This is a genomic window from Paenibacillus sp. Marseille-Q7038, assembly GCF_965111595.1.
The window spans coordinates 3,189,023-3,215,961 of record NZ_CBCOOM010000001.1 but is presented as its reverse complement, the minus strand read 5'-3'; the positions used below and the strand labels follow the sequence as shown (position 1 = coordinate 3,215,961).

Below are 26,939 nucleotides of genomic sequence, written 5' to 3'. Positions count from 1 at the left end.
GTATGCAGTAAACAACTTTAATGATAACGCTTACATAAAAACCTTATTCTGATTCGGAAGGTTGTTTCAGATAGGTAGCTTGTAAGTGTTGCCCTGGCTGATAATGAGCATAATCTCTGGGACAAAAATTATGGAACGTTCACATCAGGGAGGTAAGGAGGATGTAAAGCAAGGAAGCTAATTATTTGAGGAGGGATTATTTAATGATGAAAAAACTCGGTATGCTGCTGCTTGTTCTATCGCTTATTGCATCTATGCAGCCGGCTGCTGCGGCAACGTCTGATGTTTCGTCAGAAGCACCAGCTCTTCCGGCATTTCCTGGAGCTGAGGGCGGAGGTATGTATACGACGGGGGGACGTGGCGGTGAAACAGTATACGTCACTACATTAAAAGACAGTGGACCGGGTTCATTAAGAGAGGCAGTCGCTAAAAGTAATGCATCCATCGTTTTTGAAGTGGGAGGAACCATCCATCTGGAGTCTCCGCTCAAAATTACGGGTTCTAATCTAACGATTGCAGGGCAAACCGCACCGGGAGAAGGCATAACGATTTCTGATTACACCACTTCTTTCTCAGGAGATAATCTCATTGTTCGATATCTAAGATTCAGGCTTGGCGACCGTTATGTCAGTGAAGATGATGCATTTGGCGGTCGGTACCATAAGAACATTATCATTGATCACTGCTCATTCAGCTGGTCAGTTGATGAGGTGCTCAGCGTCTATGATAACGAAAATACAACAATTCAGTGGTCCATCGTTTCTGAAAGTATGCTTATGACCACACATTTTAAAGGCAGGCATGGATATGGCGGGATATGGGGAGGAAAGAATGCAACCTTCCATCATAACCTAATTGCTCATAATGCCAGCAGAAATCCTCGGCTTCCAGGTAAATCTCCAGAAGATAACGTGGATTTTTATAATAACATAATCTATAACTGGGGATTTTTCTCCACTTATGGAGGGGAAGTCGGGCAGTACAACATTCGAAATAATTACTACAAATATGGGCCAAATACCTATCGTACGGTACGTGACAATATTTTTCAGGAAGTTCATGAAGGCTCAAAAATATATATTGGCGGCAACTATGTAGATGGTTCAGAGGAAGTGACCAATGATAACTGGAAAGGGGTACCGATTGTTCGTAACCCAGCTTCCAAACTGAATACACCGATTGTAATGCCAAACCTTTCTGCACCGGAAACAGCGACGGATGCTTATGAGAGTGTACTCGAAGGAGCAGGAGCTGTGCTTCCGCGAAGAGACTCGGTTGACGCAAGGATTATCAGAGATACAGCGGAACGGACCGGGGAACATATCAATTCTCAGAAAGAGGTCGGAGGGTATCTGGAATTTGCGTCTGTGAAGTCTGATCTGGCGGATGATGACAGGGACGGAATGCCGAATGTATGGGAGACTCAGCATGGGCTGAATCCTAACGATCCTTCTGATCGGAATGGAACGCAGCAGTCTGGATATACGAACCTTGAGGTATATCTAAACGGAATTGTCGGTAGTGGCTCCGTGAGTCCTGTAGTTACAATTGATTCACCGGCACATCATACGATTATTGCAGCAGGAGACTCGGTTACCCTTGCGACAGAAGCAATGGATCCAGATGGATCGATTGATCGAGTAGAGTTCTATCAAGGGGATCAGCTGCTTGGGGAAGATAAGGCTGAGCCGTATTCTTATGAATGGAAGGACATACCGGATGGTACGTTTTATATAACGGCCAAAGCAATCGATAATACGGGAACTGCTGCACAGTCAGACAAAGTGACGATCCATGCCAACACTGAAGGAAGTACAGAGCCATGGATGTCAAAAGATATTGGAACACCAGGAGTACCGGGTCATCTGCAAGTGGGAGATGACAGTTCCAAAGTGACACTGAAAAGTGCAGGAGATATCAGCGGATCGGCTGACGCATTTCATTTTGCCTATCAAGAGCTTACCGGTAATGGTGAAATTGTAGCTAAAGTAGAGCATGTGACAGGCACGGACGATGGAGCTGAAGCAGGCGTGATGATTCGTGAAAGCCTTGAGCCGGGTGCCAAGATGGCTGCTCTAATGATTCCCTACGTTAAGGAAGGAAAGAAGACGGTATTGATTTCGCGAACCGCGAGCGGTAAAAATGCGGTAACGAAAGAGCCTGATTCTTTTGTGAATACACCGTACTGGGTCAAACTTATGCGCCTGGAAGACAAAATCACAGCACTTACTTCAAAGGATGGGATTGAATGGACCCAACTGGATACGATCACTCTTCCGATGAATGAAAAGGTATATTACGGTCTTGCAGCAGATGCCTCCAAAGCAAATGATGAGGTGCTGAAATATAATACTTCAAGGTTAACAGGAGCAGTGGCAAAGAAACTAGAAGCTGATTATCCTGTAGCGCCAACGGGAATAAAGGCTGAAGCTGGAGATCAGCAAGTGAAATTGTCTTGGAATGAAGCTCCACAGGCAGAGAGTTATCAAATCTATTCTAGTACGATACCTGGCGGACCTTATGAACAAATCGCATCCGCTGTTACAGGTTCTTCATACCTTCACACGGGTCTGACTTCGGGGCTTGCTTATCATTATGTTTTGACGACAGTGAACGCGAGCGGCGAGAGCTTCCGTTCTTCCGAGGTAAGTGCCATACCGACAGGATCGGTTGGAACAATTCATGTAGTAGATGATAACTTTGAAAAGGCCGAACTCGGTACCACACCTGCAGGTTATGTCGTTCTTCCCGATCCACAGGATGCAGATCATACGGTAACTGTGGTGGATACTCCGGCAAGTTCAACCGGGAATTCATCGGCGAAGAGTCTAAAAGTGTATGATAATGCACCAGTGAACACCCAATTCACTCGGCAGTTTACAAAACAGACAGGAGCATTTGTTGTAGAAGCTGACGTCATGTCCGAGTCATGGCCGGGTACTTCCGTTCTGCTTCAGCTTCAGGATGAGACAGGTACCAAGATTCCGCTGTCCATTGAAATTCGGAAACCAACCCAGCCAGCGGCAGAAGGAACGGACACTTTCATATATAAACGCAGTGGAGCGGACTATAAGCTGGCAGACCGTCCGGAAAATAACCGCTGGTATAATGTGAAGGTAGTGGTGGACATCACTGCACAGACTGCGGATATCTATATTGATCATGTGCTTAGCGCAGATGATGTACCGCTTCAAGCGGATGTGCGAGCTAGTGGAATCAGCCGCATCATAGGAAAGATGCCGGGAAGCGGCAAGGGCACCATCTATTATGACAACCTGAAAGTGTATAACGAACCTGTAGCGTCTCCAAAAGGACTTAAAGCTTTACCTGGCAATGGAAAAGTCCAACTCGAGTGGCAGCCGGCTGCAGGAGCTGCTTCTTATACGGTGAAACGCAGTCAAAAAGATGGCGGTCCTTATGAGATATTAGCAAAAGGACTGACCGATTTTAGCTATGTCGATGAAACCGTTAAGAACGAAGTTAATTACTATTACGTAGTGACGGCAACAGGACCAGCTGGAGAGAGCGGCCTATCCAATCAGGCAACAGCACTGCCGAGGGCAAGCGCGGTGAAACCAGAAGCTCCAAGCGGACTTACCGCTACTGCCCGGAGTGGTCAGATTGATCTAAATTGGCAGCCGCTTACACAGGCAGTAACTTATACGGTAAAACGCAGTGAAACCATGACAGGACCTTTCGAGATGGTTGCTAGTAAAATTAGCGGTTCCTCCTATCGAGATCGCGGTCTTGTAAATGGTCAGGTATATTACTATACGGTATCTGCTTCAAGTGTTGCAGGAGAGGGACCCGATAGTGAACCGGTTCAAGTTACGCCTGTTCTACAGTTGAGAACACCGGAAGTAACAGGCGAAAGTATCGCTGAGGGCGCTCTAATTTCTTGGTCTGCTGTGGATGCAGCTGAGAACTATTCCGTACAGCGAGCAGTATACGCTGATGGACCGTTCGAGGAACTAGGGATCGTCGAATCGACATCCTATACCGATACGAATGTAATTAGCCACAAGCCATATTACTATCAGGTAATCGCCAAAAATCAGGATTCACGTAGTTTGGGATCGAAAGTGGTTGTTGTGAAGTCACAAGAAACGGAGGGATCGCCACCGGCAGGACCTCAGGGGGTTACGATTGTGCCGAGCAATGAAATGCTAACCCTGAATTGGGAGTCTTTAGCTTCAGCCGATACGTATTCGGTAAAAAGAAGCTCATCTGAAGACGGCTCTTATCTAACCATTGCGGACGGTTTGACAGATACCTCCTACACTGACACAGGCCTTACGAACGGTGAGTCTTATTACTATATTGTATCTGCCGTCATCGGGGGAGTAGAAAGCGCAGCATCACTTCCCGTCCGTGATATTCCAGCAAGAAGTATTACCGTGGCACCGGACGGAAGCGGAGATTATCAGACCGTACAAGAGGCTATAGATGCAGTACCAGAGCAGAATACAGCCCAGATGATTATTTATATTAAGAACGGCACATATCGCGAGAAACTGGTCATTCCGGCCACGAAACCAAACATTCGTATGATCGGGGAGAGCAGGGAAGGTACCGTTCTCGTGTATGGCGACAGTGCCAATACACCGGGCGCAGACGGCAAGCCAATGGGAACTTCTAATAGCTCTGGATTTAAGGTGCTGGCAAATGACTATTCAGCAGAGCGATTAACGATTATGAATGATGCGGGAGATGACGCCGGTCAGGCGGTTGCCTTGTATACCAAAGGAGATCGTATGACATTCCGGGAAGTGAACCTGAAGGGTTATCAAGATACCTTCTATGCCAATGATGGTCGTCAGTATTTTGTAGACAGTTATATTGAAGGGGATGTTGACTTTATCTTTGGCGGAGCTACAGTTGTTTTCGAGAACAGTGTTATTCACAGTCTGAATGATGGTTACGTCACAGCAGCATCAACCCCGGAAGACAAACTAGGTTATGTATTTTTGAATAGCCGATTCACTGCAGAACCTGGACTTACGGGCACAGTTCCTTTGGGACGTCCGTGGAGACCCTATTCTAATGTATATGTTATTAACAGTGAACTCGGTGAGCACATTGAACCGACTGGATGGGATAACTGGAGCAATCCTACGAATGAACTAACAGCTCGCTATGGGGAATTTGCGAGTTACGGTCCTGGTGCTAATCCATCGGCAAGATACGCTTGGTCAACACAGCTGACATACGAAGAAGCATCTTTGCTCACTCCTGATCAGATTCTTTCAGGAGGCGATGGATGGAACCCGGCTTCTATGATTGCTGTTCCGGACGGAGATACGGCGTTATCTTCGGTCATCATTGGCGGCCAGCCGCTGCCAGAATTTGATGGAAGCCGCCTATCCTATGAAATTACACTAGGTGCCGGTGAGGATCTGCCTTTACTAAAAGCGGCGGTGCGTTCTGCCTTTGCGAAAGTGGAAATTGTACAGGCGGACGTTGATTCAAGGCAGGCTCTTATCACGGTCACAGCACAAGATGGAAGTGAACGGAAATATACAATTCAGTTTACTGCACAAGAACAAATCGATCAGACACCGCCGCAGTTAACTCTTTCCGTTGATAATCCGGTATTATATCCAAGGGGCAATAAGCTGGAAGCGATCAAAGTAACAGCTTCTGCTGAAGATGATCTTTCCGGAGTAGCAGCGATTAATCTAGTGTCGATTACAAGCAGTGATGAAGAGAAACATGAAGGACACCAAAGAGCAGATATTCAAGAAGCAGAGTTTGGGACTCCTGATTTTGAATTTATGCTTCGTGCTGAAGTAAAAGGCGGATCGAAAGAGCGTGTATATACGATTGTATATGAAGCGATTGATCATACAGGCAACCGGACACTTGCCGAGACTACGGTAACGGTGATAAAAGGAAAAGACAATTAAACGCGTTTACTAATTAATGAAAATAAGGCCGATCGAGTCACCCCGTTTGCTTAAAAGCAGACAGGGTGACTCTTTTTTTAATACAACAAATTGATGTAAGTAAAAAGGAGTCATATAAGTCATGTCGAATGAAATATATAGTATAATTTAGTATTAATGAATAATTATTTCAAATAATAGTGTAAACGCTACCATAAAAGTTAAGCTTGGGTTAGAGGTGGAGGGTGAGTCATGCGCAACTATTGGATCAAGCTTTTGGTATTCTGTCTTTTACTCGGTGCGGTACCTACACTATTTATCGGCTTATTTTCTTACATCACAGCTTCTCAGGATGTTAAGGATAAAGTTCAGGCAGCCAATATGCTTGTGCTGCAACAGACCGAAATGCAAGTAGAGCAAATGCTGCATACGTTAGAAGATTCAGTCACGCAGTTTGCTAACACGGCCTTAGTTCAGGAGGCCTTTCATCAATCCCTTACCAGCGAAGACTTCGTTACCGTTCGAAAGCTTACGAACGAGATGGCGAATCTGAGGTCTTCGGCTGATATTAAAGATGCGTATATTATTCAATTTGAAAAAGAATGGGCGATTCATTTTGCTGCCCTCCGAAAGCTTCAGGAATTGCCGAATTTAGATGAATTTGAAGCATATGCAAGTGAATCTAAGGGGCTGATGTGGAATACAAGAGCAAAGACTCAGCCCGCAGCTCAAACGGAACCAGACAGTGATAACTCAAAGGATGCGCTGGAGGTTCCAGAGGAAACGATAAGTTTAATCTATAAACTGCCTTTGCTCGCGGGGACTGATAAACCGGAAGGCATGATTGTTGTCCGCGTGATGTCAGATGAGATAAGAAGAGTGCTGACGAGAAGTAAAGAACTCGGAAACAGTTATATTTTGGATGCTTCAGGCCAAATGTTTCTCTCTTCCGCCTCTGAAAAAAAAGAGTATGCAGAGATTAACCGTGCCATCAGGGAACAAATGAAGGAAACATCTTCTTCCAGCGGTTTTTTAAACACGAAGTCAGACGGTAAGAAACTCGGAGTGAGTTACCGTGTTTCCGATTACAATGACTGGGTGTATGTATCTGTATCATCGATCGCTGCTGTGACAAAGGAATCTCAGTCAATCGGTCTCATGACCATCGCTGTTTGTGTATCTATATTGCTGCTCGTGGCGGCAATTTCATACTTTGGCAGCCAGCGCATGTATAAGCCGATTCGTTATCTGACGCAGCTAACTAGAGAAGCTAATGAAGAATCAGACATGATGGAGCAGAAGGACGATCTAGTGCTGATTCAGGAAGGAATCCAGACACTGGCCTCTACCAAAAGTAAACTTAAGCACGTAATGCAAGGACAAATCAGGCATTTACGCGAATTTTTTGTTATCAAACTCTTCACGGGGCAAATGTCGGAGGAAGAGCTGATTCAGCGATCCGATATGTATGGCTTTCCGAAAAAGTGGGAGCACCTGCTCGTGTTTGCCGTACAAATTGATGATCTATCCTATACGAGGTACGCGGATGAGGATCGCGAACTTTTATTATTTGCCCTAAATAATATCGTAGAGGAATTGCTGCCCCCTGATCGCAGGTTTAGTCCTGTTTTACTTGGTGGAACTCAGATTACACTAATTGCAAACCCGGAAGGAAGCAAAGAAGAAATTTTGAATTATGCAGCAGAACAAGCAGAAATGATACAAGCCAAAGCAATGGAATATCTACAGTTGCAGATTAGTATTGGGGTGAGCAGACCCTTTCATAATATAGCAGATGCGGTCATCGCTTATGGGGAAAGTCTTGAAGCGCTGAGTTGCAGAAACAGCCTTGGTTCCGGCATGATTGTCCGTGTTGAAGAAATCGACAAACGCGCGTCAGGCGAAACGGCGGTATATGGACATCTCAAACCGCTCGAAGAGCAGATTGTGCACTCCCTGCGGGAAGCAGATCTTGAAAAAAACATGGGAATGCTGGATCAGTACTTGTCTGCTGTATTGCATAAAAACAGCTACGTTAAAGAAAGACGGATTCTACTTTTGCAGCTGATGATGCGAATTCTGCAGATTGTTCAAGAACAAGGAATTCCTGTCCATAAGATCATTGAAGGAGAAAAAACAATTGAGCGGTTCCTAAAGCTACAGACTCACGAGGAGATTAGGTCGTGGTTCCAGAATCGACTGCTTACACCGATTGCAAGTATACTGCAAGAACGGCAGGAGAGTCAGTTTGTCAGCGCGGCTGAAAAAATTGTATCCATTATACACGAACGCTACGATCAGGAACTCTCACTTGAAGCGATTGCAGCAGAGCTTCATTTTCATCCGGTTTATCTAGGCCGTGTATTTAAGAAAGAGGTAGGACATACCTTTAGTGATTACGTAAGTGAGTTCCGGATGAAGATGGCTAAACACATGCTGGAGACGACAAATATGAAAATTTCGGAGATTGGTGAGAAATTAAGATATAAAAACATCAGTGCCTTTATCCGGGCATTTCGTAAAATGTATGGATCAACACCAGGACAATATAGAGAAGAGCGAAGCAGTTCACGAATGGCTGCAGAAGGAAAGTCCGTAGATCATGCCTGAACAAGGATGGATTCCCTTTCTTTTCTTAAAAGCAGCATACCGGAGTTTTCGGGGTGCTGCTTTTTTATATAAGGAGTAAAAATGATAAAGTTGTACCCTGCACATCGCTGGTTGCCTGCTGCGCATAAGTACGGCAATGACAGGTGTAATCAGCGATGTTAGATTCACATTTTGTGGAGGTTGCCCCGTAGGTATAGCTTGCACTGATTCCTGACTGTCATAATCAGGTCACCAAGCGACAAAGGAGGTAACCACCGCAAATGAAGAGCGAATCGACGTTACATAATCCGGAGCAGGCAGATGCATTCGTACCTAAGTCTAAGATGAAGGGTGCGGTCATGCGTGATCTGATTCGGGATAGATGGTTGTATTTCATGTTAGCGCCGGGCATAGCTTACTTTATTATTTTCAAGTATGTCCCCATGTACGGCATTACGATGTCTTTTCAGGATTACCAACCTTACCTCGGTTTTTTTGACAGTCCATGGGTAGGTTTCAAGCATTTCGAACGATTTTTTGGTGAACCGCAGTTTTGGATGTTGTTCCGTAATACAGCAATTCTAGCGTTGTATAACTTGATTTTCTTTTTCCCATTGCCGATTATGCTGGCATTGATGCTGAATGAGGTTAGATCTTCTTTTTATAAAAGATTTGTCCAAACCTTAGTGTATATTCCGCATTTTGTATCATGGGTTGTTGTAGTAGGTATTTTCTACATGCTCTTTACGACGGAAAATGGACTAATTAATGAGTTTTTATTCCAATTAACAGGTAAGAAAATCGCTTTTCTTCAGGATCCGGAATGGTTCCGAACGATGATCGTATCTCAATCCATATGGAAAGAGGTCGGTTGGGGCACGATTATTTTCCTTGCTGCACTTGCTGGCGTAGATCTGCAGCTGTATGAAGCAGCGAGAATGGACGGCGCGGGGAGATGGCGTCAGCTGTGGCATATTACTTTGCCTGCGATTAAGAGTACCATAGTTATTTTGCTCATTCTTCGGCTCGGTAATTTCCTCGATTCCGGTTTCGAGCAAATCTTCCTGATGCTGAACCCAACCACTCGGGATGTAGGTGAAGTATTTGATACGTACGTCTATGTGAAAGGGTTGACCCAGGCGCAGTATAGCTACTCTGCAGCTGTTGGACTATTCAAATCGGTTGTGGGACTGGTCCTTGTCGTCTCGGCAAACTGGCTGGCTAAACGGTTTGGCGAAGAAGGCGTTTATTAAAGGAAGGGGTCAAATGCAATGAACCAAGATAAAACCATAGGAAACCGGCTATTTGATATCATCAACAACTCACTGCTGCTCTTTGTGGCCTTAGCATGTTCGCTTCCATTTATATATGTGGTCGCCGTCTCTTTCACGAGCCCAGCTCAAGTGGCTCAAGGCGGAATCATTCTATTTCCGAAGGAATGGTCACTCTCGGCATATCGTTACATTTTTTCTACCGATACACTGATGCGAAGTATGATGGTTTCTATTTACATTACGGTAGTCGGTACGTTTATTAATCTGGTGTTCACTTCACTCATGGCTTATCCACTGGCGAAAAGACATCTTCGCGGACGCAGGACAATTATGATGGGAGTTCTTTTCACCATGCTGTTCGGTGGCGGACTGATCCCCACTTACTTTGTTGTCAAAGCGCTCAATCTAACGGATACCTTATGGTCCTTAATGATTCCTACTGCAATCAGTGCCTTTAACCTTATCGTGCTAAAAAACTTCTTTCAGCAAATCCCTGATGGGCTGGAAGATTCAGCGAAAATCGATGGATGTAATGATCTAGGCGTTCTCATTCGGATTGTTCTGCCTCTATCCTTACCGGCAATGGCGACCTTTGGTCTGTTCTATGCGGTTGGGCACTGGAACCAGTTCTTTAACGCGATTCTTTATATCAATGACAATACGAAATGGCCTATTCAAGTATTACTTCGTGAGATCGTTATTCTCGCATCGGGCCGTATCGGCGACACCAATATTGACGATGCGGAGATACAGCCGCTGACGATTCGAATGGCGGTCATTGTTTTTGCAACGATTCCTATTTTGGTCGTATATCCGTTCCTGCAAAAACATTTTGCTAAAGGAGCAATGCTAGGCTCAGTTAAGGGTTAACTTATCATTTGATATAGGGGGAAAAAAGATGAAAAAGAAAGTTCATTTGTTGTCCGCTTCCGTTATGACTGCTGCGCTGGTATTATCCGCATGTGGCGGGGGAAAAGAGGCCGCCGTGATCGATGGAAGTAAGCCTTATTCACTGAAATATGTAGTAAATCAGGTAGGAGAGATTCCGACAAAAGGAAATGAGATCGAGAAAGCAATTATGGAGTACACGAATACTGATCTTAATATCCAATGGATTCCAGCCTCGGCTTATGATGAAAAAGTGAATGTCATGATCGCTTCGGAAGAGCTTCCACAGCTAATCAAGCTCGGATATAATCCAACAACGATCGGCGCACTCAAGAATGGACAGTTTTGGGAAGTGGGACCCTATATCAAGGATTACCCTAACCTGGCAGCACAGAGCGAAGATTTCTATAATAACATCAACGTAAACGGTAAAATATACGGGGTGCCTTTGTTCCGTGATCTAGGACGGGCGACGTTACACTACCGGAAAGACTGGCTCGATACGCTTGGGCTTCAGGCTCCTGTTACACTAGATGACTGGTACAACGTTATGAAAGCGATTGCTAAGGAAGATCCAGATAAGAACGGAAAAGATGACACATATGGCCTTGTATTTGATAAAAAATACAATCAGGAAGCGGCCTCTACGCTGACTCGTCTCGCGGTTTCACAAGGTGCACCTAACAAATGGGCGGTTGATGCAGAAGGTAACTTCACACCCGAATTTATGACCGATGCTTACTTTGATACAATGAATCTGGTAAAACGTCTGTTTGAAGAAGGATTAATTAATCAGGATTTTGCAGTCGTGGATACGAGCGAAATTGATAAATTATACGAGTCCGGCCGTGCAGGAATTCGCTTCTCCGGAGGAAATGCCCAGTCTTGGCAGGATAAAGTCATCAAGAACGTTCCAGAAGCAGTCATTGATGTGGCACCGGTAACGGGCCCAGAAGGACGCAGACTCCCTGGAGAGACAGGCAACGCAGGATTCTTAGCTATTCCTAAGAAGACGGTAAAAACAGAAGAAGAAATGAAGCTGATTCTGAAATTTGTTGATCAGTTGATGGATCCAGAAATGGCAACTCTTTTAGTTAAAGGGGTAGAGAACAAACACTGGAAGGATGCAGGCGATGTAACAGAGGTACTGGACCGTGATGCGGATCTGAAAGAAGTGAAGCCTTACCGTGATACGATGCCGAACCGTAACGAGAACTACAACATTGTAAAACTTGCGAAGCAACCGGATTTGTTCCGTAAGAGTCAAAAGTTTGTGAAAGAAAACGACGAATTTATTGTTCCTAACCCTGCTCTGACACTAGATTCTGCTATCTACGCGGAACGTGGTAAGGAACTGGAACTGATGGCCACCGATGCACAGACGAAGTACATTATGGGTCAAATTGATGAAGCCGGATGGCAGGCAGCGATAGAACAATGGAAGAAGCAAGGCGGCGACCAATTGATGTCTGAATACAAGGAATCATATTTAAAAACAATTAAATAAAGAGAACGAGCAGTAATAGAGGCAGTAATACTGCCTCTCAGACTGTAGACAAACTAGCTTAAACTAGTTTGCCTGCAGTCTATTTTATTTTTTATCTGACGAGAATTAACATAGTCAAAAAAAATAAAATGGATCTAAAATCAGTAAAAAATTAGATTTGATATTTTCGTTTTAATGTACAAACCGTGAACCTGATTAGGCATAAAGACTTATTCGTTATTTTACATAACATTACATATATACGTTTAAAGTTCTATCTTGTATAATACATTATTATTTATTTAGTAGAAATTAATAAATACGGAATTAACCGAGATGGAGGGCTTCATGGGACCAAATAAGACAAACGAAAAAGGCACAGGAACCAGTGAACGGTTCTCTTCCTCAAAAGGATTTATACTAGCCGCTATTGGTAGTGCAGTAGGACTTGGTAATATGTGGAAATTCCCTTATATCACGGGGGAAAATGGAGGCGCAGCCTTCTTTCTATTATTCATTGCATGCCTGGTTGCAGTAGGACTTCCTGTTCTACTTGCGGAGCTTGCGATCGGCCGCGCGGGCCGGGGAAGTGCAGCTTCATCCTTCGTAAAAGCAGGAGGAGGGAGAATATGGGGAAAACTAGGGTTTATCTCCGTTGTTGCGCCTTTCCTGATCATGACGTTCTATATCTTAGTAGCCGGCTGGACTCTACATTATGCAATACTGTCCTTCAGCGGGCAGATGACGACGGGTGTAGATTTCAATGCTCAGTTTGATAAGTTTACAGGAAGCTATTTGCCTTTAATCTGGGCATTTGTTGCTATGACGATCGTTGCTTTGGTTGTTATTAAGGGGATATCTGGCGGAATTGAGAAATTTAATAAAGTGCTTATTCCCGGAATGCTTGTTCTGCTTGTCATTCTTATGATTCGTTCTGTCACACTGCCGGGTGCGATGGAAGGTGTGAATTTCTTCTTGGCTCCTGATTTCTCGAAACTTTCTCCAGAGGCCGGACTTGTTGCACTCGGACATGCTTTCTTCTCTCTATCTTTAGGAATGGGAACGATGATTACTTACGGAGCATTTGTGGACCGAAATCAATCCCTAGGAACGGCTACCCTCGCCGTAGGTGCAGGTGACTTGATCTATGCTTTCATAGCAGGTCTAATTATCTTCCCAACGACATTTGCTTTTGGAATTGATCCAAGTTCCGGTCCGGGACTCGTATTTGTAGCTTTGCCGGCTGCTTTCTCAGCAATGCCGCTCGGCTGGTTATTCGGAGGTCTGTTCTTTATCTTGCTGGCAATTGCCGCACTGACTTCTCTTGTATCCTTGCTGCAAGTACCGGTTACGTATGCAATGGAAAAATGGAATTGGACGCGTAACAACGCGGTATGGATTATTTCCCTACTGATCTTCTTGGTAAGTATCCCATCCGCTCTTTCTATGGGTCTTATGCAAATTAATATTGGGGAACGTAATTTCTTTGATTATGTAGACTTCTTTGCATCGAACTGGTTGCTTCCGCTCGGCGGACTTATTGTTACTCTATTTGCCGGATACTTTTGGAAGACAGCTGCAAAAGAAGCGGGCCTTACGACGAAATGGTTCCGTATCTGGCTGTTCATGCTTCGTTATGTAGCGCCGATTCTGATGATCTTTGTATTTTTACATTCAACCGGAATTTTGAAATTCGAGTAAATAGGAACGATAAAATAAAAAAAGATCTTTTCTTGCTTTTATGCAGAAAGGATCTTTTTTTATGCTAAAATGAAAGCGATTTCCAACTTAGTCAACCAGCAGAGACATGGCATTCAAAAACGGTGAAACAGGAGTTGAGATGAACATGAAAGTATGGTGTGTAAAGGAAACATCTGTAGAGTACAGGCAGAAATTACTCGGAACCGATATTCGAAAACCACGGTTTAGCTGGAAGACGTTATCTGATCGGAGAGGGGTGCTGCAAAGTGCCTATCAGATTCAAGTGGCAAAAGAGGATGATTCTTTTACGAAAAAGCTGTGGGATACGGGAAAAGTAGGCTCAGAAGAAGCGATTCTTATTCCTTATGAAGGACCGGAACTGATGTCCAGAACTCGTTATTATTACCGAGTGAAGGTCTGGGATGATCAGGGGAACGAGTCTTTATGGAGTAATCCTGACTTTTTCGAAACGGCTTTTCTAAGTCAAGAAGAGTGGCAATCCTCATGGATTACACCTCATCCCGCAATGATCAATCCCGCAGAAGAATCGGCTTTCCTGTTAAGAAAATCATTTGTACTCAAAAAAGATATCGCTGCTGCCCGTGTATATTGCACCAGTGCAGGGCTATATGAGCTATATATGAATGAACAGCGAGTAGGAAAAGATCTACTTACACCCGGCTGGACTTCTTATCAACACCGCTTGCAGTACCAAACCTATGATGTTACGCATGAACTACGTGATGGAACCAACGCGGTGGGACTAATCGTAGCAGACGGTTGGTATAAGGGGGAACTTGGCTGGGAAGGACGAAAGGGCCATTATGGAAATATACGTGCCGCTCGGCTTGAACTTTATGTGAAGTACCAGGACGGATCAGAGGATCTGATCATTACCGATCCGACATGGAAGTCAAGTACAGGACCGATTCGATATGCCGAAATCTATCACGGTGAGCGATATGATGCGAGGCTTGAAAAAGAGGGATGGTCAGGAAGTAACTATAACGATGCCGACTGGCATGAAGTGATCGTTACAGATCAAGTGCCTGCAAATCTGGTTGCACAGGAGAATTGGCCAGTTCGAATAACAGAATCTCGCCCAGCAATCAGCTATGTTGTCACACCAGAAGGAGATTATGTTCTGGATATGGGACAGAATATGGTAGGCCGTATGCGCCTTGTGGTAGAGGCAGAAGAAGGAACACGAATTCGGCTGTCTCATGCTGAGGTGTTAGACAAAGAAGGCAATTTCTACACGGATAACCTACGCGGAGCGAAACAACAAGTGGAGTATATCACCAAGGGAAATGGACCTGAAAGCTACGCACCGCATTTTACTTTTCAGGGATTTCGTTATGTGAAAATTGAAGGCTACCCTGGATTGGAAAACCATGTGCCTCTCGAGTCTTTTACCTGTGAAGTGATGCATTCGGATATGCCAAGAACAGGCCACTTTCATTGCTCACATCCGCTCTTAAATCAGCTTCAATCTAACATTCTATGGGGACAACGCGGTAATTTTGTGGATGTTCCAACCGATTGTCCACAGCGTGATGAGCGTCTCGGCTGGACCGGGGATGCACAAGTGTTTATAAATACGGCTTTGTTCAACTATCAAGGCGCTCCATTCTTTACAAAATGGCTTCGAGATCTTATGGCAGATCAAGGGGAAGATGGAAGTGTTCCTTCTGTTATTCCCTCCATTGGGAATATACCGATATCTTCGGCTTGGGGAGATGCCGTTACCATCATACCTTGGGCTCTGTACCAACAATATGGAGATAAAAGAATTCTTGAAGATCAGTATGAGAGTATGAAGGCGTGGGTGGAATATATTAAGGCTCAAGGAGACGAACCCTTCCTGTGGAATACCGGATTCCATTTTGGGGATTGGCTTGGACTGGATGCGCATGAAGACAGCTATGATGGGGCTACTCCTAAAGATCTGATCGCTACCGCATACTTCGCTCATTCTACAAGAATCGTCAGGGACACCGCATCCGTACTTAATCATCGTGAAGATTATGAGATGTATTCGGAATTACACCGTAGGATTGTGAATATGTTTCAAGAGGAATATGTTACTCCACGAGGAAAGCTCACTGCAGATACCCAGACTGCACATGCACTTGCTATCGCATTTGAACTGGTAGAAGGTGAGACGAGGGCAAGAATAGCGCAGCGGTTGAACCAATTGATCCAAGATAAGGATGATCATCTGACAACTGGTTTTGTGGGCACACCACATTTGTGTTTTGCTTTGTCAGCTGAGGGATATACCGATATAGCGTATCGTCTGCTGATGCAAACCTCATATCCTTCATGGCTATACCCCGTCATCAAGGGCGCGACTACGATATGGGAACACTGGGATGGTATCAAGGAAGATGGCTCCTTCTGGAGCCGGGATATGAATTCATTCAACCATTATGCATATGGTGCGATTGGAGATTATTTATACCGGGTTGTGGCTGGGCTGGATCGTGATCCTCATGTCCCGGGGTATAAAAAGTTGGTTATTCAGCCGGCGATTCAGGAGAATAGCGGGATTACTTATACAGAAGCAAGTTATGAGAGTGAGTACGGTCTCATTCGTACAGTATGGCGCATCGAAGAGGAACATATCATTCTCGAGGTTAATATTCCATCCAATACGACAGCCCTTATTAGGGTGCCGAGTTCACTGCCGCAAGCAGAGCTGCAGGAATGGATTGAATCTTATCAAAAAGAGGAAGGGGTGATGTCAGTTAACTCGATTGCGCAAGGAATGGAAATTCAGACGGGATCCGGTGATTATCAGTGGAAGGTTCCGCTATAATCCGCTGGAATATAATGAAATCGAAGGCTCTCCTTTTTTGCAGGGGAGCCTCTTTTCTTTTTCTTGTGAAAACGGATAGCAACAAACAACAAATTTCGACAATTATCTCTACGCGCATCTGCTATATTGAAAATACATCTTGAAAGATAGGGTGAAACTGTTCCTTAGAAAGGGGAGTTTCTATAATGAAAAGTATAAAAAGAATAGAGTTATTGATGATAGGTCTACTCATGATCGTGATGACTTTGATTACGATAATTCTGTTTTTTTTCCAAGGCAAAGAGCACGCTCAAATAGATCACATAAATCCGGAGATAATAACTGAATCCTATGAAACCAAACAGGATACCTCCGTAGAAGAAAGTGGAGGTACGGTAAAACAACCCGTTAATCCCTATTATCCTAACGATCTTGAGGTGCCGCTGACGTCTGATCAAGGCAGAATTAAGGATCAGAATCCTTTTGCGAAACATTCGATTCGAAAAACAAGTATTCTGGTACATACGAGTGAAGGGGAAAAAACGTTCAGCACACCGCCTCAAAATAACAGTATGATACTCGAAGCTTTCGGCAGCATTAATCTATCCAGCGCAAAAGCCGACATTCCAGAACCATCTGCAGATGGGATCATCTACATTCGTTTTCATGCAGATGATGTAGTTTATTCCGTTGCTTATGATTTGAATAGTAATACGTATACTCTAGGTGGACAAAGGTATTATGCTACATATAATACGATTGTATATATGAATCTATTTTGCCGGCCGGGTACAATTTTAGCTGCGCTCGGTGAAATGAGGATGACGGATATGGAGACGGAAGATACATCAAAATATGTACTGAATCAAAGCCATCATGACGATGCGAGTGTACTAAAGGTGCAAAATCAGAACTTTGCTGAATGGAGCGATCACATCGAGGGAGATCCTAAGTACATGAAACAGATGCGTTTTTATTCGATTCAAGAGGATAGAATAAAGACCATTCGTGTAGATGAACAAATGGGTATTTTATTTACGGGTTTAAGTGTTTTCTTTACGAAAAACGAGGTAGAGACCGCCCTCGGAATATCCATTGGCAGCAGCACGCATGATGTGGTAAGCCGACTCGGTGAGCCGAATAAAATGACCAGGGGTAAATGGAGCTACCAGGTGAATGAAGAGCAGTATTTACATTTATATATGAAAGAAAAGAAGGTTCAGTTTATGTCACTTTCATGTCTTTAGGCTGGAGTCACATTTGACTTTTGATATGTGGAAAGGAGCTATTATGTTTGACCCTACTGTTTTTGATAACTTAAAAGTAGCACTGGAGAATGAATTGTATGATATGGACAATCTAGATCATCGTGTACGTATAACAGGCAGAGTAGACCGGATGGAACTTGCTGTGATGTCACGGTTATTTCGGATTCAGTTTCAAATGCCGGATGATAATCTTATTATGGGTGAAATCGAACTAGAGGCATCACTGCAAGAGTTGGCCTCAGAAATTTTGGAACAAGAGGGTGCAAATCCAGGCTGTATGCTGACCATCAGATACAAAATGCCAGTTTCAAACCCCGATGAAATCTGTCCGCAGATTCAGCAAGTGTTGGAGAAAATTTGGCCGGCTCAGACGCTAACGCAGACGATCAGTTACGTATACGATCCAGAAAAAATAATGCCAATGCTCAATACAAGCGAAATCATATTTCCTCGAAAAATTAACGAAGAACAAATGAATGATATTCCGGAATTAGCGCTGTTTGCTGTGCAAACGATTCAGGAGCTGAGAGACCAAATAAAGTAATCTTTACGTAAGGTTCCCTGAGCTGAACAACCGTGCTATAATCAAGTTTTGACAGGAGGAATAAATAAATAATGGGCATTATGAAAATGAAGCGCCGCTCACTTGATGCGCTGAAAGGAAACTGGGGAAAAGCCATCTTATTGACGGTCCTTATCTCTATACTTACCGTGATTATTCCAACATCGGTGGATATACAAATCAGTGGAGGGGTTGAACCTTGGGTTAACGAGGAGGCACCTGGTTCTCTTTTTAGTTTTGTATATGAAATCGTATTAATGCCATTTTACGCCGGAGTATTATGGTTTTACATCAGTCTTGTTAGAAAAGAAAAAGCGCAAATTCGTAATATCTTTAAAATATACCAAGATGGTAGATTAACCTTAAAGTTAATATGGACGTATATTGTTATGATCTTCTTTATATTTTTATGGACTCTGCTGCTCATCGTTCCAGGAATTATCAAAAGTATTTCCTATTCGCAGACATTGTACGTATTAAAAGATCATCCTGAATATTCAGCAACACAAGCGATCACCGAGAGCAGAAGACTTATGGACGGGTACAAGTGGAAGTATGTACTATTCCTTCTTAGCTTCATTGGATGGTTCTTGTTAACGGCCGTTACTTTTGGACTTGCTTGGTTTTTTGTAGGTCCTTATTTCTCAGCAGCACAAGCTGTATTCTATGAAGAACTGAAAGATCAATAGATCACTTACGTGCATCTCACCCTAAGACTTTTTAGAAATGAAGAAGCTGACGCCTTAGGAAACGAAAGTTCCCAAAGGCATCAGCTTTTTTTAGTGCCCTGCTTTGCCGCAAGCAGAAGTTCCATCCCCATGGTAGTCGGGTTTAGATGGCTATGATCACGAATATTCGATAAGATCACGACACCAAACGGCAGATCAGGACGAAAACCAATGAAACTTTGATATCCATGGGTACCAGCGCTGTGATAGAGAATCCCCTCTTGTGTATTTTGATGCCAGCCTAACCCAACTCTAAACTGATTATTTTTTTGGAAATAGTTTTTTTGGGTAATAGAATAAATATCAAAAATTCCCCTATTTGGATGTACACCCATATGTGCAGATAGAAAAGTTAGTAAATCACTAGCCGTAGAACGTAGCGCACCTGTACCAGGAAAATCATTCAGCTCTATAGAGGGAGCAGACCGGTGGCCTCTAAAACCGGGAACAAGTCTTGTCATTGCTTCGCCTGTGAGATGAATCGATGTATCTGGCATTTCCAAGGGAATGGTAATTATGTCTTGTACCGCATGTTCATAAGAAGTCTGCATCTCTGTAGCAAGAATATGCCCAAGCAGACCGATCCCAGCATTGGAGTAACGGTAGGTCTTTCCTACACTTTCAGCGGAAGCGCGCCGTAAGTAGAAAGCGGCTTCAGACAGACTAAAAGTGGAACAGGAGTCACGGCTTTTCTCAGAATCAAGTAAGTTACGGACTTTTCTCCAGATTTGCTTTTCCGGAAGACCGGAGGTATGCGTCGCCAAATGACGAAATGTAACCGGTGAGTCCGGGGGCAGAAGCGGGATATATTGACCTAGTGAATCATGGATGTCGAGGAAACTGTCATGATGTAAATGTGCTAGTAATGTGGTCGTAAATAGTTTCGTAATAGACCCGATTTCATAGATGAGTTCACTGTAATTCGTCGTAGTATAGGGATGAATATCACCCATTCCATAGACTCGTCTTTCATTTCCGTATACAGTTCCGATGACAAGTACGGACTCTTTATGTTTGTTATAATAGGTTTCGAGATTCCGATTAACCATACTTTGGATGATCTGTGACAAATACGGACTCACGATAGATAGGCTCCTTTGGAAAAAAGTTGGTATGTAGTTATTACGTTTATTTTATCTGAATTGTAACCTCGTTGTCATTCAACAGGAAGGGAATTCCTTTAATCTTATATCTGGGGCTAAGAAATAACCACAAATTATGACAATTCCCCATTTACGTCAAGTAGAATCGACATAGATGCATGGAGAATTATGGCGTAATAAACGGTCTATTAAATTATAGAAAGAAGTGACAACCTTGAGAAGACAACGAAAACAAAAACGACCCGAATTTCGTGGAAGACAAGCAAGAAGAAAAATTCGATATGATCGAGTAATAATTGCCGGACTTATTTTGGCGTTCTCGGTTTTTCTCATCTGGAAGATTGGAAGTTTTGCTTTAGATCGATTCCCGCAAGTAGCAGAATCTTCGGTGGTAGTACAACAACCTAGTATGCTAGGGGGATTTACCGTTGTACCGATGGCGAAAAAAGAGCCTGTTCGGTTTAAGGGTAAAGTTCAAAAAGTTGCATACCTCACTTTTGATGATGGTCCAAGTAAATATACGAATGAGATTCTCGATGTGCTTAAAAATAATAAAGTGCAGGGAACCTTTTTTATGGTAGGGACAGAAATACATAAATATCCAGATGCAGTGAAGCGAATGGTCGAAGAAGGCAGTTATCCGGGTATGCATACCATGACTCATGAATATCAGACACTATACAAGAGCGGAAGTTCAGCCAATTTTATAAAAGAAGTGAAGCAGGAACAAAAGATAATTCAAGAATTGACAGGATATAAACCGTTTTTGATACGTGCACCATTTGGCAGTGCTCCACAGATCGGCGAGAAGTTCCGAGGCGATATTGCTAAAGCACAATTTAAGCTGTGGGATTGGACCACGGATTCACTGGATTGGGATTTGCCGGGTAACCCAAAACAAGTCATTTCCAATGTAAAACGAGATGTACACAAGGATGTGGAAGTTATTTTATTCCATGAAAAAGAGCAGACAGTCGAGGCACTTCCGGAGATTATCAAACATCTGAAAAAGAAAGGGTATAAGATCGAAGTCTATAACCCTGAGAATCACCTTGTTATGAATTTTAAAAATGATTTACGCTTATAAATAGATACAGGAGGACTTTATTTTATGTGGTCAAAAGGGAAGCTGGGTACTCTGCTGATTGTATGCATGGTACTCCTTGCAGCCTGCAGTAAAGAGGATGCGCTTAATACGATGAATGCCATGGAAGATACGGTGAACACAGAGAGTGAGATGCAGGCATATTTACAGAAGATTGCGGATTTAGAAGGGCAAGATTTAGAATTGTATGATCTGATTATGGAGCAAGGTAAAGATGCTGATGCGAAGCTGGATGATTTGCTAGAAGATGCCCTAAAGCATGTAGATGATCGCAAGGAGCATCTCGAATCAGCCAAACAGATTATGGATGCGGCTAAAGTGAAAAGTAAATCTTGGAGATCTGCTCTGGATGTTTATAATAAGGATACGAAAGAACAAGAAATGGTTCAAAAGGCAGATCAGCTGTGGAATGCTTATGAAGCACGTCAGGCAACATTCGGTGAGTTCTACGAACAGTATAATAAGAGTCTAGCGAAAGATAAAGAATTGTACGTTTTGCTGGAAGAACAAGAGGATACCATTACATTATCCAAGCTGAAAAGCAAAGTGAGCGAACGCAATAAGGCTTTTGCAAAGGCGAATAAACTGAAACAACAATTCAATCAGGAAACCTCTGTTTTTAATAAAGAGCATGAAAGTTTTGTAGCAGAAATGCAGCAGCACCTATCTAAAAACAAAAGATAGATCAGATTGAGACAGTCCGCATATCATGCGGCTGTCTTTTTTAATAGGAGGTCTTAATTTATTACGGCGGTACTTTGCGAAGCTATCTCTAAATGGAACTTCTACTGGTCGTATGGAGCTGGCTTCTTTATAATGATAGATAAATCAATTTCATAACTTATTAAAACGATAAGGGATTGGAGAATGGGCTTGAAAACATTCAAGAAAGTTTATGTTGAGATTACAAGTATCTGCAATTTAGCTTGCAGCTTCTGTCCACAGACGAAGCGACAAGCAAAGTTCATGGATTTGAATACATTCAATAACATACTTGATCAAATTAAACCACATACCAATCATATTTATTTACATGTTAAAGGTGAACCTTTGCTTCATCCAAAGCTTGATCAGCTTCTTGATGCTGCTGATACGAAAGGCTTTAAAGTCAATATGACGACCAATGGAACGTTAATTGAGAAGGCGAGACATCGTATTCTTGGGAAACCTGCAGTGCGACAAATGAACTTTTCTCTCCATAGTTTTGATGGTCATGAGGGAAGTGAGGATCGCGAAGGATATCTCTACCGCATCATTGACTTTGTACGAGAAGCAGTCAAACAAGATATTATCGTTTCGTTCCGGCTTTGGAATCTAACCGAGGACAATATGACGAATCTGCAAAAACAACGTAACCGGGAAACACTAGATATACTGGAACATGAATTTGGACTCGATTTTAAGATCGAAGAGAAGGTAGTACCAGGTAGTGGTGTGAAAATCGCCAAAAACATTTATTTGAATCAAGACCATGAATTTGAGTGGCCGAGCCTTGCTGCGGAAGAAGATGATGGAAAAGGCTTCTGTCACGGACTGCGTTCGCAGGCAGGTGTACTCGTAGATGGAACCGTGATTCCATGTTGTCTTGATGGAGAAGGGGTAATTAACCTCGGTAATATCAATGCCACGCCATTCTCTGAGATCGTGGAGAGTAAACGTGCGAATGATTTATTTTATGGGTTTTCCCGCCGGGAGGCAGTGGAAGAATTATGCCGTAAATGCGGTTATCGCAAACGATTTGGTGCCGGTGCATAAAACTCATTATAGCCTGGTTATCATGTGAAGAAAGGCGTCCTTAGGGGCGCTTTTTCTCATCGACTGAGGATAGGGAAAGGAAAATAAATAGAATGAATATTATGCTGAATCGACGAAAAATAAAACTGCTTTGCGGTCCCCGTTTCTATGAACAGGGAGAATACACGTATGATTCAGGCAGTGTAGGAATTACCTTATCTGATGCAGACAAAGGACAGTTCCGAGCTGTAGTCAAAGACGGGACCAAAAATAGATATGATGTTGAAGTGAATTTAGATCGGAATGGAGATGTGCTGGCCAGCTGTTCATGTCCTGCATTTCCTAAACATGATTACTATTGCAACCATATTGCGGCTGTACTCATTCAGATTAGTCATTTACAAGAGGAAGGTACTGCCCAAGTCAGTGCTTATCCATCCTTGCTGCACAAACCTGCTTATGAACTGCCGGAAGGTTACTTAACCCCAAGGATTCAGCGTGCAGATTCCTCTGAACAGGCCGAAAAGCAGCGAGCAGAGGATATCCTTTCTTTGTTTAGCAGTGAATCACGCATTTCGGTTGCAGTTACAAATACAATTTTGGACACCAGAGAACGACTGTCTGTTCAGTTTACAATTAAATCGGTACCTTATGGCTATCATAAACAAATGCTTGGTCTTGAGATAAAACTGGGTCCTAAACGATTATACATTGTGCAACAAGTGAAACAATTTTTAAGTCGTTTAGCGCGCAAGGAACCACATGTGTTCTCGAAAAACTTCACATATGATCCTAAAGTTCACTGCTTTTTGCCACAGGATTACGCGGTCCTCGCTGAACTAATTCATCTGGAGCGTCAAGAAGAAATGTATCTAGAGTCACTAGGCGGATATCCGGGAATAGGGAAAGCGCGAAGCCAAGATCGAATGCTGCTGATCCCGCCGCTGGCTTGGGAGAAAATTGCTCCGTTACTATCGGCCGCAGCCGATGTTTATGTACAGCAGGAAGATGAACGGTTTAGTCGTTTTTCGCTGCCTGATCAGACGCTGCCCCTTGATTTTGAATTTTCAAAAGCCTCAGATAGTGGATTTCAGCTAGAAATACCGGGACTTCATCAGATGATTATTCTAAGGGATTATTCTATGGTACTGCATCGTGGTGTTTTTTATAGGATACCAGAGCAATCCGCTCATCATTTAGCAGGACTTAGGGATAAATTATCATCTAAAAAGTCTCCTGTACTGCGTATTCCCCCGGAACAGATGGGGCCTTATATGGAGAAGGTAGTACCTGGACTCATGCGCCTTGGCCGTGTACATGTGGGGGAAGAGATTTCGAGTCAGATGGTGAAAGTTCCGCTTAAAGCCCGGCTGTATTTAGACCGAGTGAGAGAGAAACTGCTGGCAGGGCTTGAATTCCAGTATGGAGATATCGTAATTAATCCCCTGGATGAGAAAGAACGTACTCCTTCCGGCCGGATTATGATTCGTGACAAGGTACAGGAAGAACAGATTCTTCGGCTCATGGAAACCAGTAGTTTTGCGAGAACCGAAGCAGGATATTACTTGGAAGATGAAGATGCAGAGTTTGATTTTCTGTACTATACCATGCCTCAGCTGGAGCAGCTTGTTGAGGTGCTCGCCACCTCGGCGGTAAAAGTGCGAGTTGTAAGCTCACCCGTGGTTCCTCTGATCCGTGTTCATTTGGATGAAAGAACGGACTGGCTTGAATTCAAATTTGATATCAAAGGAATACCGGATGACGAGATCAAAGAAGTATTAACGAGTGTGGAGGCAAAACGAAAATACCATCGGCTAAAAAATGGAGCTTTGCAGCCGCTGACCACTCCTGAGTTTCAAGAGATGGTGAGACTGATGAACGAGATGGGGTTCCGTAAGGGAGATCTAAGCCGAGGAGAGGCCAAACTCCCTGCCCACCATGGGTTATCCCTGATGGATAAGCAATCGGAGCAGATTGAACTCAGTGAAACTCTCCAGCGGTTTCTTGTCAATCTCGCACACCCTGAGAAGATGAATTATCCGCTACCTTCCTCTCTAAATGCCGAACTTCGTGATTACCAGAAGACAGGCTACAGGTGGATGAAAATGCTGGCTTCCTACCGGTTTGGCGGGATTTTGGCTGATGATATGGGACTTGGAAAAACCCTGCAAAGTATAACGTTTATTCTATCGGAGATCGATACAATGCGAGAACACAAAATGCCGGCACTCATTGTTTGCCCTGCATCGCTTGTTTATAACTGGCATAATGAACTCGGGAAATTTGCTCCCGATCTTCGAACCGTCATTGCAGATGGCAGTAAGGGAGAACGAGGAGAAGTCATGAATCAGATCGAAGAGGTGGATGTGGTCATTACCTCGTATCCACTGCTTCGAAGAGACGGCGACCTATATGCGAAGCATCAGTTCCATATCCTTATTCTAGATGAGGCGCAGGCTTTCAAGAATCACTCGACGCAGACGGCACAATCGGTCAAGCAACTCTCGGCGAAACACCGTTTTGCACTTACGGGTACTCCGATCGAGAACAGTCAAGAAGAACTATGGTCCATTTATGATGCTGTTTTTCCCGAACTATTTTCCGGAAGAAAAGCTTTTCAGGAGTTATCCAGAGAATCGATTGCCAAACGAATCCGTCCATTTCTGCTGCGCCGGGTAAAATCTGATGTACTGCAGGAACTGCCAGATAAAATCGAATCACTGCAAGCTTCCGAACTGTTGCCAGAGCAGAAAAAGCTGTACATTGCTTATCTTGCCAAGCTACGACAGGAAACGGTAAAGCACTTAAATGAAGAAGGATTTCAGAAGAACCGTATTAAAATTCTAGCAGGATTAACGAGATTGAGACAGCTTTGCTGTCATCCTGCCTTATTCGTAGAAGGATATACTGGCAGTTCTGCGAAGTTTGAGCAGCTGATGGAATTGATTGAAGAAAGTCGGAGTGCAGGAAAACGAATTCTGTTGTTCTCTCAGTTTACGGAGATGCTCGGAATCATTGGCAGAGAACTTGGACTACAAGGAATTCCGTTCTTCTACCTTGATGGTCAAACACCAGGCCAAGAAAGAGTCGAACTCTGCGAACGTTTTAATGAAGGGGAAAGCGATCTGTTCCTGATTTCATTGAAAGCAGGCGGTACAGGGCTTAATCTAACGGGGGCCGATACGGTGATCTTGTATGATTTATGGTGGAATCCCGCGGTTGAAGATCAAGCAGCAAGCAGAGCACACCGTATGGGACAAAAAAATGTAGTTCAGGTCATACGTCTAGTGACCCAAGGAACGGTAGAAGATAAAATGCACGAACTTCAGCAACGCAAAAAAAATCTGATCGAAGAGATTATTCAGCCTGGGCAAGAAGCAGTTTCACCGCTCAGTGAGCATGAAATTCGGGAGATTCTTTCTATATAGTGTCCAATGAAAAAAAGGATAGGGACAGGGCATAACTGCCTTGTTCCTATCCTTTTTGATCTATAACGAAATATATCCGTCTTACGCTTTAGTTAAGCTTCGATTTATTTTGTTGTTGCTCAATTTTGAGCTTTTCCGGTGTAACATCTTCACCATTGGGATCAACAATGGTAAGACCGGAAATGGTGGACATGACTTGTCCGCGAATGGCTTGCAGATATTCTTTACGCAGGACTTGCTGTTCAGCAAGCTCTTCCTGAGTTAAGCCTTCTGTTTTTTGCTTGCGGCTCAGTTCGTTAATCCTATTGATTGAAGGGATGATCATTGTTATCTACCTTCCTTTCATGTAACAAGTTGTATATGACAGTTTACTTTAAGTATAAGTAAT

At 43.5% G+C, this 26,939-nt stretch carries 16 protein-coding genes; 14 read left to right on the top strand and 2 right to left on the bottom strand.

Features of this window, described 5'->3' with window-relative positions; all coding sequences use genetic code 11:
• Nucleotides 1-203 precede the first annotated feature (203 nt).
• From ACWPWY_RS15255 to ACWPWY_RS15210, 10 genes are all read left to right on the top strand, one after another.
• Entirely contained in the window at nt 204-5,906 is a 5,703-nt protein-coding gene (locus tag ACWPWY_RS15255) for a pectinesterase family protein (RefSeq protein ID WP_454192426.1), read from the top strand.
• Between the two features lie 231 nt (nt 5,907-6,137).
• Nucleotides 6,138-8,495: a helix-turn-helix domain-containing protein gene (locus tag ACWPWY_RS15250; RefSeq protein WP_454192425.1), complete on the top strand. Its 2,358-nt coding sequence runs from the start codon at nt 6,138-6,140 to the stop codon at nt 8,493-8,495.
• A 323-nt stretch (nt 8,496-8,818) separates the two neighbouring features.
• The gene (locus ACWPWY_RS15245) at nt 8,819-9,727 is read left to right on the top strand and encodes an ABC transporter permease (protein WP_249717717.1); all 909 of its coding nucleotides are present in this window, start codon (nt 8,819-8,821) and stop codon (nt 9,725-9,727) included.
• Between the two features lie 18 nt (nt 9,728-9,745).
• A complete protein-coding gene (locus ACWPWY_RS15240) occupies nt 9,746-10,618 on the top strand; it encodes a carbohydrate ABC transporter permease (protein ID WP_454192424.1) in 873 nt (290 codons plus the stop codon).
• Nucleotides 10,619-10,646: 28 nt separating this feature from the next.
• On the top strand, nt 10,647-12,143 hold the full coding sequence (locus ACWPWY_RS15235) for an extracellular solute-binding protein (protein ID WP_454192423.1): 1,497 nt from the start codon (nt 10,647-10,649) through the stop codon (nt 12,141-12,143).
• Nucleotides 12,144-12,470: 327 nt separating this feature from the next.
• Nucleotides 12,471-13,823 carry a sodium-dependent transporter gene (locus ACWPWY_RS15230; protein ID WP_454192422.1) on the top strand — a complete coding sequence of 451 codons (1,353 nt, stop codon included), beginning with the start codon at nt 12,471-12,473 and terminating at the stop codon, nt 13,821-13,823.
• Nucleotides 13,824-13,968: 145 nt separating this feature from the next.
• On the top strand, nt 13,969-16,644 hold the full coding sequence (locus ACWPWY_RS15225) for a family 78 glycoside hydrolase catalytic domain (RefSeq protein WP_454192421.1): 2,676 nt from the start codon (nt 13,969-13,971) through the stop codon (nt 16,642-16,644).
• Nucleotides 16,645-16,829: 185 nt separating this feature from the next.
• Nucleotides 16,830-17,870, top strand: coding sequence for a hypothetical protein (locus tag ACWPWY_RS15220; protein WP_454192420.1), 1,041 nt, complete (start codon nt 16,830-16,832; stop codon nt 17,868-17,870).
• A 43-nt stretch (nt 17,871-17,913) separates the two neighbouring features.
• Nucleotides 17,914-18,435, top strand: a complete 522-nt coding sequence (locus ACWPWY_RS15215; RefSeq protein ID WP_454192419.1) for a hypothetical protein — start codon at nt 17,914-17,916, stop codon at nt 18,433-18,435.
• A gap of 71 nt (nt 18,436-18,506) precedes the next feature.
• Entirely contained in the window at nt 18,507-19,142 is a 636-nt protein-coding gene (locus ACWPWY_RS15210) for a DUF975 family protein (RefSeq protein WP_454192418.1), read from the top strand.
• An 80-nt stretch (nt 19,143-19,222) separates the two neighbouring features.
• Here ACWPWY_RS15210 and ACWPWY_RS15205 read toward each other — a convergent pair whose 3' ends face one another.
• Nucleotides 19,223-20,263 carry a serine hydrolase domain-containing protein gene (locus ACWPWY_RS15205; RefSeq protein ID WP_454192417.1) on the bottom strand — a complete coding sequence of 347 codons (1,041 nt, stop codon included), beginning with the start codon at nt 20,261-20,263 and terminating at the stop codon, nt 19,223-19,225.
• 226 nt (nt 20,264-20,489) lie between these two features.
• Here ACWPWY_RS15205 and ACWPWY_RS15200 point away from each other — a divergent pair, with 226 nt between their 5' ends.
• The 4 genes from ACWPWY_RS15200 (at nt 20,490) to ACWPWY_RS15185 (ending at nt 26,551) form a co-directional block, all read left to right on the top strand.
• A complete protein-coding gene (locus ACWPWY_RS15200; RefSeq protein WP_454192416.1) occupies nt 20,490-21,371 on the top strand; it encodes a polysaccharide deacetylase family protein in 882 nt (293 codons plus the stop codon).
• Between the two features lie 24 nt (nt 21,372-21,395).
• Entirely contained in the window at nt 21,396-22,073 is a 678-nt protein-coding gene (locus ACWPWY_RS15195; RefSeq protein ID WP_454192415.1) for a YkyA family protein, read from the top strand.
• Nucleotides 22,074-22,262: 189 nt separating this feature from the next.
• Nucleotides 22,263-23,144, top strand: coding sequence for a radical SAM/SPASM domain-containing protein (locus tag ACWPWY_RS15190; RefSeq protein WP_454192414.1), 882 nt, complete (start codon nt 22,263-22,265; stop codon nt 23,142-23,144).
• A gap of 92 nt (nt 23,145-23,236) precedes the next feature.
• Nucleotides 23,237-26,551, top strand: a complete 3,315-nt coding sequence (locus ACWPWY_RS15185) for a DEAD/DEAH box helicase (protein WP_454192413.1) — start codon at nt 23,237-23,239, stop codon at nt 26,549-26,551.
• Nucleotides 26,552-26,639: 88 nt separating this feature from the next.
• Here ACWPWY_RS15185 and ACWPWY_RS15180 read toward each other — a convergent pair whose 3' ends face one another.
• Nucleotides 26,640-26,876, bottom strand: coding sequence for a DUF896 domain-containing protein (locus tag ACWPWY_RS15180; protein ID WP_454192412.1), 237 nt, complete (start codon nt 26,874-26,876; stop codon nt 26,640-26,642).
• Nucleotides 26,877-26,939: the final 63 nt, after the last annotated feature.